13 protein-coding genes are annotated in these 13,258 nt (G+C 47.2%); 6 read left to right on the top strand and 7 right to left on the bottom strand.

Features of this window, described 5'->3' with window-relative positions; translation table 11 throughout:
• Positions 1-4 precede the first annotated feature (4 nt).
• A complete protein-coding gene (locus ACE1TF_RS05565; RefSeq protein WP_375015003.1) occupies positions 5-640 on the top strand; it encodes a universal stress protein in 636 nt (211 codons plus the stop codon).
• Here ACE1TF_RS05565 and ACE1TF_RS05570 read toward each other — a convergent pair.
• The 4 genes from ACE1TF_RS05570 to ACE1TF_RS05585 are packed head-to-tail and all read right to left on the bottom strand — an operon-like array spanning position 633 to position 3,760.
• The gene (locus ACE1TF_RS05570) at positions 633-1,385 is read right to left on the bottom strand and encodes an ABC transporter permease subunit (RefSeq protein WP_375015005.1); all 753 of its coding nucleotides are present in this window, start codon (positions 1,383-1,385) and stop codon (positions 633-635) included. The genes ACE1TF_RS05565 and ACE1TF_RS05570 overlap by 8 nt on opposite strands.
• Entirely contained in the window at positions 1,382-2,296 is a 915-nt protein-coding gene (locus ACE1TF_RS05575; protein WP_375015007.1) for an ABC transporter ATP-binding protein, read from the bottom strand. Before ACE1TF_RS05575 ends, ACE1TF_RS05570 begins: the two co-directional genes overlap by 4 nt.
• Positions 2,297-2,321: 25 nt before the next feature.
• Positions 2,322-2,573, bottom strand: a complete 252-nt coding sequence (locus ACE1TF_RS05580) for a hypothetical protein (RefSeq protein WP_052364016.1) — start codon at positions 2,571-2,573, stop codon at positions 2,322-2,324.
• Complete coding sequence (locus ACE1TF_RS05585) at positions 2,570-3,760, bottom strand: MFS transporter (protein WP_375015010.1); 1,191 nt, start codon at positions 3,758-3,760, stop codon at positions 2,570-2,572. Before ACE1TF_RS05585 ends, ACE1TF_RS05580 begins: the two co-directional genes overlap by 4 nt.
• Before the next feature lie 124 nt (positions 3,761-3,884).
• Here ACE1TF_RS05585 and ACE1TF_RS05590 point away from each other — a divergent pair, with 124 nt between their 5' ends.
• Positions 3,885-4,280, top strand: coding sequence for a DoxX family protein (locus tag ACE1TF_RS05590; protein ID WP_375015658.1), 396 nt, complete (start codon positions 3,885-3,887; stop codon positions 4,278-4,280).
• Positions 4,281-4,782: 502 nt separating this feature from the next.
• On the opposite strand, the gene ACE1TF_RS05595 is transcribed toward ACE1TF_RS05590, so the two are convergent.
• The 3 genes from ACE1TF_RS05595 to ACE1TF_RS05605 form a co-directional block, all read right to left on the bottom strand.
• On the bottom strand, positions 4,783-5,565 hold the full coding sequence (locus ACE1TF_RS05595) for a sugar ABC transporter permease (RefSeq protein WP_193744268.1): 783 nt from the start codon (positions 5,563-5,565) through the stop codon (positions 4,783-4,785).
• Positions 5,566-5,618: 53 nt separating this feature from the next.
• The gene (locus ACE1TF_RS05600; protein WP_375015661.1) at positions 5,619-6,914 is read right to left on the bottom strand and encodes a carbohydrate ABC transporter permease; all 1,296 of its coding nucleotides are present in this window, start codon (positions 6,912-6,914) and stop codon (positions 5,619-5,621) included.
• A gap of 65 nt (positions 6,915-6,979) precedes the next feature.
• A complete protein-coding gene (locus tag ACE1TF_RS05605) occupies positions 6,980-8,251 on the bottom strand; it encodes a sugar ABC transporter substrate-binding protein (RefSeq protein WP_042403375.1) in 1,272 nt (423 codons plus the stop codon).
• Between the two features lie 264 nt (positions 8,252-8,515).
• Between ACE1TF_RS05605 and ACE1TF_RS05610 the strand changes: the two genes are divergently transcribed.
• The 4 genes from ACE1TF_RS05610 to ACE1TF_RS05625 are packed head-to-tail and all read left to right on the top strand — an operon-like array spanning position 8,516 to position 13,247.
• Entirely contained in the window at positions 8,516-10,180 is a 1,665-nt protein-coding gene (locus ACE1TF_RS05610; RefSeq protein WP_375015012.1) for a glycoside hydrolase family 13 protein, read from the top strand.
• A 12-nt stretch (positions 10,181-10,192) separates the two neighbouring features.
• Positions 10,193-11,224: a Gfo/Idh/MocA family protein gene (locus tag ACE1TF_RS05615; protein ID WP_375015014.1), complete on the top strand. Its 1,032-nt coding sequence runs from the start codon at positions 10,193-10,195 to the stop codon at positions 11,222-11,224.
• Between the two features lie 6 nt (positions 11,225-11,230).
• On the top strand, positions 11,231-12,199 hold the full coding sequence (locus ACE1TF_RS05620; protein WP_375015016.1) for a sugar phosphate isomerase/epimerase family protein: 969 nt from the start codon (positions 11,231-11,233) through the stop codon (positions 12,197-12,199).
• A gap of 22 nt (positions 12,200-12,221) precedes the next feature.
• Positions 12,222-13,247 carry a LacI family DNA-binding transcriptional regulator gene (locus ACE1TF_RS05625; protein WP_375015018.1) on the top strand — a complete coding sequence of 342 codons (1,026 nt, stop codon included), beginning with the start codon at positions 12,222-12,224 and terminating at the stop codon, positions 13,245-13,247.
• Positions 13,248-13,258 lie beyond the last annotated feature (11 nt).

Here is a 13,258-nt window from a genome sequence, read left to right on the forward strand (position 1 = left end):
GCTAATGGCTGAACGAATTCTCGTTTGCGTGAACTACGGACATCATGGCACACGCCTCATCGAGCGCGGCGCCGAACTGGCTCGGACGAGCGACGCCCGCCTCTATATTTTAATCTTTGACTCGCTACCTGAAGACGACTACAAAAACGACAAGCTCGTAGACATGAGTATCTTCCAAGAGCTTGCCGAACAGTGTGAAGCACAATTAATTATAGAGAACAGTCAAGCCCATAACATCACACGTGTGATTAAGAAGACAGCGGAGGACGTTGAAGCCACACAAGTCGTCATCGGTCAGCAAGTGGAGAATCTCTGGACGACGCTACTTGGTGGGTCGATCATTGACGTTCTTTTGCACGAGTTGCCGTCGGCTGACCTGCACGTCGTGCCGAAACCTCGCGCCGATGCAGAAGCCGACTGGAACTTCGAGCGTGGGGTGAACGCCTACCTCATCAAGCAATCCGACGATTCTTACGTACTGAGCTTTAATCACGAGAAGAACACGGATTTTGAAGGCATCTTCTTCAAATACTTAGGCACTGACTTCAACAACGGCTTGTTCGCGTTTCATGAGGACAACCGTGTGTATGAAGTGCGTGTGCGTGATAGCGTCGTTCACTCGCTAGATGACGTTATATAACGTCGCGTTTTTTGAATACGATGTGCGCAACGGCTAAGAAGACGGCGATGTGCAATCCGAGAAAGCCAATCGAAGCCCACATACTCTCAAACGGTGGCTCAAAGAAGCTCGCCGGGTGGTAATTCGTAAACACATCAATATGTCGGAATACGACCCACTGTGTCCACTCGTACTGATTGGCAATCATTAAAAAGATATCAGCAAAGAAATACGGCAAAATCGTAATGACGACCGTAACGGCTGTATTTCTTGTGATTACACCAACGAGCGTTGCGAATGATACGTAAAACACGAACGTAGGAGTGGCGTACAGCACGAACAACCCTGCATCAATGAGCGTATCAACGAGGGACTGCTGATGCGGAAAGAACAGGCCAAACAAAAAGATGACGAGCATCATCAAGGCGTACAACCCAATGCTTAATAATAAGCTTGCTACCCACTTCGACAACAAGATGCGGTGTCTAGATACGGGTCGAATCAATAATTGTTTGATCGTGCCCGAGGCAAATTCACCAGAGATGGCACCGGTGATGAGCACAAAACTGTACAGTATGACGAAGAAGCTCATCGCCGAGCCGACGGTAATGAAATCTTCGGTTGTAATCATCAAGTCGAAATTCATGTTCATTAAAAGCGCGACAAAAAATGTGAACGTTACTGCCACACCCATCACGATCATAAAAATCCATACTTTTCTTCCGTACCAAGCCTTCATCCACTCGTTAATTAGAAGATTCATCATCGTGGCTCACGACCTTTCGTTTCCGTTAGCGAGAAGTATCGTTCTTCTAAACGTTGCTGATACTTCACAGCAAACACTTCTACATCAGCAGCGGTGAGCGCGCGAACGATTGCAGGAATATCCTCATACTTGCACTCGGCTAAGTCGAGTGCTGTTGCCGTTTCTTGAGCACTACCAAATTCGCTTAACACCTGGATGGCTCGGTCTTTTGGTTGCACTTCAAAAGAGACGGTATACTCCGTACCCGAATGTCGATTCTGCATATTCAATTCATGGACAACTTTCCCGTCGTTAATCACAATCGCACGATCACATAGAACCTCAACTTCGTTTAACTGATGACTCGAGACGAAAACCGTTACATTGTCTTCTTCTGCAAGCTTACGCAAATAATGGCGAAGTTGGCGGATGCCTTTCGGATCGAGTCCATTCGTCGGTTCATCCAAAATGAGGATGGTCGGGGAGTGTAGAATGGAAACGGCAATGCCAATGCGTTGTTTCATCCCGAGCGAATATTTTTTGACGCGATCATCAATGCGGGTCTCTAACTCGACGAGGCGAATGACTTCTTCGATTCTCTCGTCCGAAATTGTCTCAGGGTACATGCTTGCAAAGTGTTGCAAGTTCTGGCGACCGGTTAAGTATCCGTACAAGTCCGGGTCCTCGACGATGGCCCCAATATGCCGAAGTGCCTGTTCTCTCTCCGTTCGTATACTCTTTCCTTCAATGTGAACATCCCCTGAATCCATGGAGGTGAGGGACGCAATCATGCGAATCGTCATCGTCTTCCCAGACCCGTTCGGGCCAAGAAATCCATACACTAACCCACGATCGAGTGAAAAGCTTAAGTCTTGAATAACTTCATGCTTTTTAAATCGTTTATTCAAGCGGCTAACGACTAATGGTTGCACCGGATCATTCCTTTCGTTTCTTAGATTAGCCGATGATGAGATGAGCGCTAATCATCGAGCCAGCAACAACGACCCCGATTGCAAATGAACCAATCACGAGCCATTGTGGCGGTTGTCTTTTCTTTTTCATCGTAAAATGTTCGACAAAACCGACGGTAAGGAAAATGCCCACACTTGGCAAAAGAAGGGTATCCAAAGTAATCGGACCATCGACGAAAATCATTCCTGATACAACGAGCATTCCATATACGATGACGCTCATGAACGCATGACTCATTCTTTCACCTCCGATGTTCGGTTCGCAATATGAACGACGGGAAGCGCCAATGCTAACAACACAAGAATAAAAATAACGACGCCGATCCATGCAAAGGACGTCCAAAAGAAGCCACCAATCGCTCCTGCGATGCTTGACCCTGCATAATACGCAAACAAGTATAGCGCCGACGCTTGAGAGCGCTGTTCCCCTGATCTTTGACTCACCCATGCGCTCGCCGTTGAGTGTGCACCAAAGAAACCGAACGTAAACACGATAATGCCAATAATTTTCACAGCTACGTAAGGAATTAATGTGACAAGAGCACCAACCGCCATTAACCCGACACCGACGAGAATGATGGCCGGTTTCCCGTAACGATCCGCTTTCCTGCCCATATAAACGGAGCTAAACGTGCCCGCAAGATACACAATATAAATGGCTCCGATAACGGTTTGACTTAGATTAAAAGGGGGCTCCATTAATAGGTAAGCAAAATAATTAAATAACGCAATGAACGCACCCATGAGAATAAACCCTAGAGAGATCATAGCAACAAGCCGTCCACTGCGGAGTACCTCGCCGTATTTGGCTAACGCCTCTTTTACGGACGACTTTTTGGGCACATAATTGCTTGATGCCGGTAAAAAGAAAGCAAAACAGATGCTCAAAATGAGACTCAATACACCGAGCACACCGAGGGCGGTTTGCCAGCTCCAAATGTCGGTGAGCACCCCTGACATTAACCGACCGCTCATTCCCCCAATACTCGACCCTGCAATGTACAAACCCATAATCCGCCCAAGACCGCGGGGGTCAAACTCTTCGACGATATACGTCATCGCGATTGCAGGCACGCCTGCAACGGTAATGCCAAGTAACGTTCGCAAGATGAGCATCGCACTAAACGTCGGGCTAAACGCAGTAAGCAGGCCCATAAAAGCGGTCAAAAACATCGACCAAACCATAATATTTTTTCTGCCAAACCGATCAGCCATCGGAGCGGCGACGAGGAGAATTAAAGCGAGCATCCCAGTTGTGACCGAAACTGTTAGACTTGCCGTTTGCGCAGGGACCCCGAATTCCGATGAAAAAATGGGAAGCATCGGCTGCGTTGCATAGATCGTCGCAAATGTAACAAAACCCGCCATAAATAAGGCGATTGAAGCATAATAATACGTTCTCGTTCCACTCTCGATATGTGTCACGTCTATTCCTTCTTTCCTACTTGTAAGTCTAATACTCATCGCTCTCATCGTCTACCTGGAAATGTTTGAAGATAGTGAATGAAAGGAATAGACTAGGAATTGAAGGAGGGATTTTTTGAGAAACGTGTTCCGTATTTTATATTCGGTCTTGTTATTTGCTGCAGGCACGTTGCATTTTACGAATGAGCGTGTGTTCCGAAGCATCGTACCGAGATCATTACCTTTTCGTAAAGGGATTGTTCTAGTTTCTGGTGCGTTTGAGCTCTTTTTTTCATTCGCCATATGGGCGAAGAAGGGGCGAGCGGTCATCGGCAAACTACTCGCGGTGTTCATGGTCCTCGTATTTCCAGCGAACATATACATGGCGATGAGAAACAAAACATACATTAAAGGGAAGAAAATGCATCCTGCGCTGTTGTGGTTGCGTCTTCCACTGCAAATTCCCCTCATCTTAGGGGCATTGTACGTAACGAAAGAAGACAAGCCCGAAAATAGAAAACTAGAGGCTGAAGACGTCTAGAAAATCAGCCGCCCAGAACCGGATGCACCGTAAAGGACATCCGGTTTTTTATGATAACTTAGCGGCCGCCGGTGCCGAAGCGAAACCCCGCCGAGCACTGTCGGCGGGGGGCGCAATCTGCGCTCTAGTTGGGCCTATTTGCGCTCTAGTTTGATGGATATGGCCGGTAATGTGAGGGAAAACCGATAACTTGCGCGCACATTTCTAAAACTAGAGTGCAGATCATCAACCAGGCTGTTCTGCCGAACAACCTAGCAAACATCGGCCCCTCCGGCGCCGAAGCGAAACCCCACCGCGCACTGTCGGCGGGGGGCGCAATCTGCGCTCCAGTTGGGGCTATTTGCGCTCTAGTTTGATGGATATGGCTGGTAATGTGAGGGAAAGCCGATAACTTGCGCGCACATTTCTAAAACTAGGGCGCAGATCATCGAGCAAAGATCGAACCAGTGTCGCCCCGGCACACCCTAAAAAAAGAAAGGTGCGCACAGCGCGCCTTTCAAACTTAGCCTTTCGTCCCACCTTGGGCAAGTCCTGCGATTAAGTAACGTTGCAAGAACAAGTAGATGGCGGCGATCGGTACGGCAATGAGGATGGCACCGGCGGCAAAGGTTGTGAAGTTGTTGGCAAACTGATTGTTTACCATGTTAAACAGCCCGAGGGCTAATGTGTAGTTCTCTGCGCTCCGAAGCACAATCCGCGGGAGCAAGAAGTCCATAAATGGTGCCATGAATTCGAACAGGGCCACGACGGCGAGAATGGGTTTGGCTAGTGGCAACATGATCGTAAAGAAGACGCGCAAGTGACCTGCGCCATCGATGCGGGCAGCATCATCCAAATCTTTAGAAATTGTATCAAAATACCCTTTGACGAGCCACGCTTGGAACGGGATGCTGCCGCCAATATAAATGAGCGTCAACCCGACAAGCGAATCGAGCATGTTGATGAAGTTAAGCAGGATGAAGAGTGCCACCATCCCCATGAGCACGGGAAACATTTGCAAGATGAGCAACACGTACAATCCGTTTTTCCGGCCGACAAAGCGGTACCTTGAGAAGGCGTATGCGACAAGCGCCGCGGTAAGTACCGAGAAAAATGAGTTTGCTACGGCGACCATAAGGCTGTTTTTGTACCACGTCACGTAGTTACTTGCGGGATCAAAGAAGAGCCACTCGTAATGGGTGAAACTCCAATTGTCTGGAATCATTGTCGCCGAGTACATACTCGAGCCTGGATTTAATGACATGCCGAACGTCCAGAGTAAGGGATAGATAATGATGGTGAACATAACGAGAATGATGATGTATATGGTTGAGACTTCGATTCGATCCTTCCACCGTTTCAAAATACTTTCCCCTCCTCTTTATAAGACCTCGTTTGTCTAAACTGCCAAAACGCAACCGAACAGACAATTAAACCAATGATCAAGGAGATGACCGCAGCCATATTGTAGTTCTGGTTTTGGAACGTTAAGCTGTACACCCACGAGATGAGGATATCTGAACCACCGGCATTTTGCCCACGAATTGCAGGTCCCCCTTCATTAAATAAGTAGATGATATTAAAGTTGTTAAAGTTCATGGCGTATTGCATGATGAGCAGCGGAGCTGTCGCATATAAAATGTGCGGCAACGTAATTTTCGTAAACTTTGAAAATCGCGAAGCTCCATCGACGTCGGCAGCCTCGTACCAATCTTTTGATACGCTTTGCAACACCCCAGTAAATAACGCAAACACAAACGGAAATCCTAACCACGTCTGAATCATAATGAGCGCTGTGCGTGTCCAAAACGGATCCGACTGCCAAGGAATTTCCAACCCGAACAGCGGGATTAATAGATCGCGATTGATGGCACCAAACCCATCATTAAACATCGCAGAAAAAATAAGAATCGTCACAAACGCCGGCACGGCCCACGGCAGAATGAGTACGGTGCGAATCAGGCGCTTATACTTCACCCGTTTGTCGTTAACGAGGACCGCTAAAAATAAACCTAAACTCACTTGCAACGTCGTCGCTACAAGCGTCCACACGACCGTCCATGACAACACACTGAAAAATGTATTCTGCCAAATATCGACGGTAAATAACGCAATAAAGTTATCAAACCCAACCCAGTCTAATAGATTCGCTGGCGGCGCATTGTATAAGTGATAATCCGTAAACGCCAACAACACCATAAATATGAGCGGCAATATAACGATAAAGGACATGAGTACCATCGGAATAGATAACAACAAATACGGAAAACTTTTATCATATGTACTTCTGAAAGATTCTCTAATTGTAAATGAGCGGTGCCCATCTTGAATCCGAATGGCTTCTTTGTACGCATCGACAATGTTCACAACGTAGAAGACGAGAAAAGCAACGAGAATAAAAATGGAAATGAGCCCTTGGATAAGCAGCATGATGGAATGGTCGACACCTTCGAGTGTACCAAGCGTCGTAATGCCCCATAATCCAAGACCGATAAAATCGGCAAATACGATGATAAACGCCGTCATAAACAGAATCAGGGTCAACCCTTTGCCCCATCTGCGGTTATACAATTGACCAAGACCGGCGTATAGAATGGAAAGGACAAGTGCCAGTGCAGGCTTGTGTCGCGTATGCTTTGGCTTTGTTTCTGGCATCATAGACAAGCGTTCCACCCCCTTGAATGATAAGAAGAGGAGCATTTTGCCCCTCTCTCTTCTATTTAGTTACCCATCGTTGCAATGTTTTCATGGATCAAATCGACGGCTTCTTCTAACACTTCTTCAGGATCTTCCCCTTGTGCTGAGAATTGTAGCGCATCACCAATTGGCTCCCACACTTGATTCATTTCCGGAACGTTCGGCATCGGTGAACCGTTAAGAATTTGCTCAGCAAACCCTTGCATCAATTCATCATCCGCAATTTCTGGGTCCTCCAACAAGTGCGTTACCGCAGGCATCTCACCGGCGACACGGTAATACTCCATGTTGTTCTCATCTTCAGTCATAAAGATCATCAAATCTTGCGCCCAATATTTCTCTTCAGAAAATGGCGAAAGAATCCACGACTTGAACCCAATCAATGACGGCGCAACTTCACCGTTTGGTAATTCAGGTAACGGTGCAGACCTTAAGTTCTCTTCACCAATCGCACTTGAATACGACGGGATGTTCCACGGTCCGGTTAACGATACCCCAACATTTCCATCTGTAAAGAGACCATCTTGAATTTCTGGGTCGATCGATGGTGGAATCCAACCGTTCTCACTCCACGTTTGCATCCGCTCGACACCTTCAATCGCTCCTTCATTTGCGAGACCAATGTCAGACGTATCATAACCTCCGTCCGTTTCAGCGAAGATATAGCCGCCAAACCCAGTCAGGAATGGGTAAGCAAAATACATGTTGTTATGTTCCATCAAAAAGCCAAACTCATCTTGCGATGTATCGGTTAACTCTTCAGCAATCGCCTCAAGCTCATCAATCGTTGTTGGGGCTTCAGGAACGAGCTCCGTGTTGTACAGCAAACCGTACGTTTCAGATACGAGCGGTACACCGTAAACTTCGCCATCATACGTCATCCCTTGGATGCTTTCCTCAGTAAATCGATCTTCGTATTCCCCTAATTCTAGAGGTTCAGCCAAGTTTTGAACCGCTAAGTTCCCTGTATGATCATGTGGCGCAAAGTAGATGTCTGGTCCAGATCCTGCCGGTCCATCAAGCGCAATGTTCTCCACTTGATCGAACATATCCATAGACGTTAATTGCACTTCAATGCCTGTTTCTTCTTCATATCTTTCTACGATCGTTTGAACGGCTGCGATCTGATCGTCTTCTTCATTTACCCATACATGAAGGGAATCTGGCTTATCTGGCTCTTCCCCTTCTGATACTTCTCCACCTGCTTCGGTTTCTTCGTCTCTGTCTGGTGCACATGCTGCCAAGGTAGTCATGAGCACTGCACTCATAAATAAAAACCCGTACTTTTTAGACATTCAGTCATTCCCCCTAAAGTCATTTCTAAGCAAACGTTTGCACAAAATGAATGAGTAACCGCTTTCACAGTTATTTAATCATACATACGCCCGTTTGCCTAGTGTTTTTTTAAAGATTCTTAAATTACATAAAAATTACTATTGAACCGTAATATAAAAAGGCATACAATGACGGTATGGTAGCGACTGTCAATTACGTAAGCGGTTTCATTATTTGGTGAAATGATGATGGTATCGATTGCACAAAAAATGAGGAGGGTGTGTATGCAACTCGCTGCAGTCTTGCACGAACCGAAGTCCCATATGGCCTACGCCATTGATGAAAGTACCGTTCATTTACGTGTACGAACGGCCAACAATGCACTAACTGCCATTCACGTCATTTACGGTGATAAATATGCGTGGGATGAAACCCGGACCGAGGAGAAGCTTGTGTGTCGTTCTTCAGATGAATGGCATGACCATTACGAAATTAAAATTCAGCCTCCGAACAAAAGGCTCACATACTGCTTTCGATTATCTGATGCGAATGAAGACGTTCTTTTTCACGAGAATGGTTTCACAAAGGGTTCTAAAGAAAACCTTGATGATTGCTTTCATTATCCTTTTTTAAATCAAATCGACATCATTCGACCACCTGAATGGGTGAAAGATGCGATCTTTTATCAAATCTTTCCGGAGCGATTTGCAAATGGCGATGACTCGTTAAGCCCTACCAATAAAGAACGTTGGGGAGAGGTTGAGCCCCAGCCCGACAACTTTTTCGGCGGTGATTTGCAAGGTGTAATTGACCACCTTGATCATTTGGAAACGCTCGGCATTACTGCCATCTACTTCACACCTGTATTTAAAGCCACAACGAATCATAAATACGACACGATCGACTATATGAACGTTGACCCACATTTCGGCGATAACGCATTGCTGAAAAAGCTTGTTGATCGTTGTCACGAGCGCGGCATCCGTGTACTGCTTGATGCGGTATTCAATCATAGCGGTTACTACTTCCCACCGTTTCAAGACGTACTGGAAAGGCAGGAAAACTCAAAATATAAAGACTGGTTCCACCTCCCTCAGTTTCCTGTAACGAGTGATCCGCAGCCGAACTACCGGACATTTGCTTTTGAACCGAAAATGCCGAAGATCAATACTGAAAATCCTGAAGTGAGAGCATATTTCCTAGAAGTTGCCCGCTATTGGATTGAAGATATTGGCGTAGATGGATGGCGTCTTGATGTTGCCAATGAAGTGGACCATGCTTTCTGGCGTGAATTCAGACACGTTGTGAAAGATGTCAATCCGGACGCTTACATACTCGGCGAAGTGTGGCACGAATCAGGTCCTTGGCTTCAAGGCGATCAGTTTGATGCTGTCATGAACTATCCATTCACGAATGCGGTGTTGGATTACTTCTGCAAACAACGCATTGACCGAACCACATTCCAACAACGCATTGAGCGTTTGCTCGTCACCTACCCCGAGCAAACGACCAATGCTGCGTTTAACTTACTCGATTCACACGATACGGCCCGCCTCTTAACGCTGTGTGAGAACGATAAAGAGAAAATGAAGCAAGCTGTCTTATTTCAATTCACGTTCCCGGGCACGCCGTGCGTGTATTACGGCGATGAAGTTGGCTTAGACGGTGGTCACGACCCGGGCTGCCGGAAAACGATGGAATGGGACGAGGAAAAACAAGACCACGACCTATTCGCGTTCTACAAGGCGATGACCGGGTTGCGACGTGAACACGCTGCGCTTCGCGACGGATCGTTTCAGTTCATTGACACCACTGACGGTGTCGCCTATGAACGTAGAAATGAGAAGGAAACACTCATCATACACATCGGTTCAATAACTGAAGAACTTACAGACTATAAAACGTTGCACGAAGGCAACGGATGGACGGTAAGACAAAAAGAAAACTAGCAGGAGGCATTTATGACGACGTTTAAAGTAGGCATTGTCGGTTGCGGCAGCATTGCTGTTCATCGACATTTACCAGAGTATCACGCAAATAAGCACGCAGAAATCGCTGGGATTTTTGATCCAAATAAAGACCGGGCACAAGCAATGGCCGATCAATACGGGGCACGTGCGTACACGACCGTAGAAGAACTGCTCGAGAGTGATGTGGATATCATTAGCGTTTGTGCACCAAACGTACACCATGCGAGCATTTCCATTGCCGCATTGGATGCTGGCAAACATGTTCTTTGCGAAAAGCCGATGGCCGCTTCTGTCGAAGAAGCTGAGGCAATGATTGACGCGGAGAAACGCTCCGGCAAAACGTTGATGATTGCCCATAACCAGCGATTTGTGCCGTCTCATGTGAAAGCACGCGAACTGATTAAAAGCGGTGAGATTGGCGCAGTTTACAGCGTGCGCACAACGTTCGGTCACGGCGGACCTGAAGGCTGGAGTGCCGATGGCAAAGACAGTTGGTTTTTTGATCAATCGAAAGCCATTGTTGGCGCACTCGGTGATCTCGGCGTACACAAAGCTGACCTCGTTCGCTTCCTTCTCGGAGAAGAGATTGCTGAAGTGTCTGCGTTTACGAGCAACCTGTCGAAACCTCATGGCAACGTCGAAGACAACGCCTTGTGCATTTTACAATCAGAAACTGGCAAACTGATCTCACTTTCGGCCAGCTGGTCGTACCGTGCTGCAGAAGATAATTCGACGATCATTTACGGCGAAAAAGGCATGATCCGCTGCGAAGACGATCCCGAACACTCGCTCATTATTGATCGTGTAGAGGGTGAAACAGAAGCGCTTCAGCTCGGTGAAATTCAAACGAACGAATCTCAAGGAAACTCTGGAGTGATTGATGCGTTCATTCACAGCCTTGCCAATGGAGACGCACCACCTGTTACGGGCACCGATGGCCTCAGGTCGCTAGAAATCATCTTGGCGGCGTTGGAATCTTCCAATGAAAAACGTACAATCTCGATCACGAAAGAAAGGGTATGATCTACGATGAAACTAGGTGTATTTACTGTTTTATTCGCACAACAATCTTTTGAAACGATGCTTGATACTGTAAAAAGTGCCGGTCTTGAAACCGTTGAAATCGGCGCAGGCGGAAACCCAGGCAACGATCATTGCCCAACAGAAACATTGCTAGAAGATGCCGATGCAAGAAAAAGATACCTTCAAGAAGTGGAGAAACGCGAGCTGGAAATTAGCGCGCTCAGCTGCCACAACAACCCACTCAGCCCAGATAAAAACGAAGCGGAAACGGCACATCAGGAGCTTATGAATACGATCAAACTCGCGAGCCAACTTGACGTTCCCGTCGTCAACACATTTTCCGGTACGCCAGGTAGTGGGGAGAACAGTTCGGTCACCCATTGGCCTGTCGCTCCGTGGCCGACCCAATACTCCGACATTTATGACTGGCAATGGGAACAAAAAATCATTCCTTATTGGAAAGATGTTGCGAAAGTGGCTGAAGATCACGGGGTAAAAATCGGCATTGAGATGCACGGAGGATTTTCTGTCCACTCTCCACATACCATGCTAAAATTATCTCAAGAAACAGGGAATGTGATCGGAACGAACTTTGACCCTAGCCATATGTGGTGGCAAGGCATTGACCCGGTCGCAGCCATCCGAATCCTAGGCGAAGCTGGACTCATTCATCATTTTCATGCGAAAGATACGTACATGAACAAAGAAAATATGAACCGCCACGGCGTCCTTGACATGCAGCCTTATTCCGATGTCCCGAACCGCGCCTGGTCATTTAGATCTGTGGGATACGGACACCCGGTTTACGACTGGGCCGACATGATTAGCGCCCTACGTACGTACGGATATGACCATGCCATTAGCATTGAGCACGAAGATCCGATTATGTCCATAGAAGAAGGCTTTGCAGCAGCTGTAAGAAACTTACAGTCTGTCATCATAAAAGAACCAGCATCTGACATGTGGTGGGCGTAACGACCGAGGAGGAACCATGAACATGAGCGTAACGATCAAAGATGTTGCATCTGAAGCAAAAGTAGCCACATCAACCGTTTCTAGAGTGTTGGCAAACAGCCCGAAGATCAGTGCTGAAACGGCGAAACGTGTACGAAAAGCCATTGCCGACTTAAACTATCACCCAAACCATACCGCTCGCAGCCTTGCTAGCCAGTTAACGAAGACGATCGGACTTGTGATGCCAAGCTCCGCTCATGTTTCTTTTCAAAATCCGTTCTTCCCAGAAGTCATTCGCGGCATTAGCACCGAAGCGCACAAAAAGAACTACGGACTGTACTTGACGACAAGTCAGACGGACGAAGAAGTGTTCGAGGAAGTGCAGCGCATGGTTCAAGAGAAACGTGTCGATGCCATTATCCTGCTCTTCTCTTTGGAAAACGACCGGCTTGTACACTACTTGCTCGAACAAGACTTTCCGTTTGTTTTGCTCGGCAGACCCGCTGTCACGAACCCAAAAGACGTCTGGTATGTAAATAACGACAACGTGCGCACCGGGCGACTCGCCACCGAATATTTGACACTATTAAAACATGAACGCATCGGTCTCATCTTAAACCGCTCCGATGCCGTCGTATCTCAAGACCGGACATACGGCTACAAAGAAGCGCTCGCGCAAATGAACTTGCCCGTCCGCGACGACTATCTTGCCTATTATACAGACCAACATACTGGTAGCCAGGACGCCTTTATTAGTGTCATGAGCGTCCCTGAGCCACCGACGGCAATCATTGCCGAAGACATGGTCATTTTCGGCATTTTGCGGACTGTCCAAGAGCTAGGGCTACGTGTGCCCGACGACTTGTCACTCGTCGCGTTCAACAACTATATGATTTCCGAACTCGCCTCACCACCGGTCACAAGCATCGACATTCAAATCTTCGAGCTCGGTACACAAGCAATGAAACTGCTATTTAAGCAACTCGAAGACAGCACCTCTTCACCCGAGCAAGTGATTGTGCCCCACCAACTCATTCGCCGACAATCGTGCTCGAGATGGCAAAAATAAACGAAAGCGGT

The organism is Geomicrobium sp. JSM 1781026 (genome assembly GCF_041949955.1).
Classification (GTDB): domain Bacteria; phylum Bacillota; class Bacilli; order Bacillales; family Marinococcaceae; genus Geomicrobium_A.

Excerpts from the sequence above, each read along its gene's own strand:
- ACE1TF_RS05565 (WP_375015003.1), top strand. The coding sequence starts at position 5 with ATGGCTGAACGAATTCTCGTTTGCGTGAACTACGGACATCATGGCACA.
- ACE1TF_RS05570 (WP_375015005.1), bottom strand. The coding sequence starts at position 1,385 with ATGATGAATCTTCTAATTAACGAGTGGATGAAGGCTTGGTACGGAAGA.
- ACE1TF_RS05580 (WP_052364016.1), bottom strand. The coding sequence starts at position 2,573 with ATGAGTCATGCGTTCATGAGCGTCATCGTATATGGAATGCTCGTTGTA.
- ACE1TF_RS05595 (WP_193744268.1), bottom strand. The coding sequence starts at position 5,565 with ATGTTCACCATCATTATCTATCCCTTACTCTGGACGTTCGGCATGTCA.
- ACE1TF_RS05600 (WP_375015661.1), bottom strand. The coding sequence starts at position 6,914 with ATGCCAGAAACAAAGCCAAAGCATACGCGACACAAGCCTGCACTGGCA.
- ACE1TF_RS05605 (WP_042403375.1), bottom strand. The coding sequence starts at position 8,251 with ATGTCTAAAAAGTACGGGTTTTTATTTATGAGTGCAGTGCTCATGACT.
- ACE1TF_RS05610 (WP_375015012.1), top strand. The coding sequence starts at position 8,516 with ATGCAACTCGCTGCAGTCTTGCACGAACCGAAGTCCCATATGGCCTAC.
- ACE1TF_RS05615 (WP_375015014.1), top strand. The coding sequence starts at position 10,193 with ATGACGACGTTTAAAGTAGGCATTGTCGGTTGCGGCAGCATTGCTGTT.
- ACE1TF_RS05620 (WP_375015016.1), top strand. The coding sequence starts at position 11,231 with ATGAAACTAGGTGTATTTACTGTTTTATTCGCACAACAATCTTTTGAA.
- ACE1TF_RS05625 (WP_375015018.1), top strand. The coding sequence starts at position 12,222 with ATGAGCGTAACGATCAAAGATGTTGCATCTGAAGCAAAAGTAGCCACA.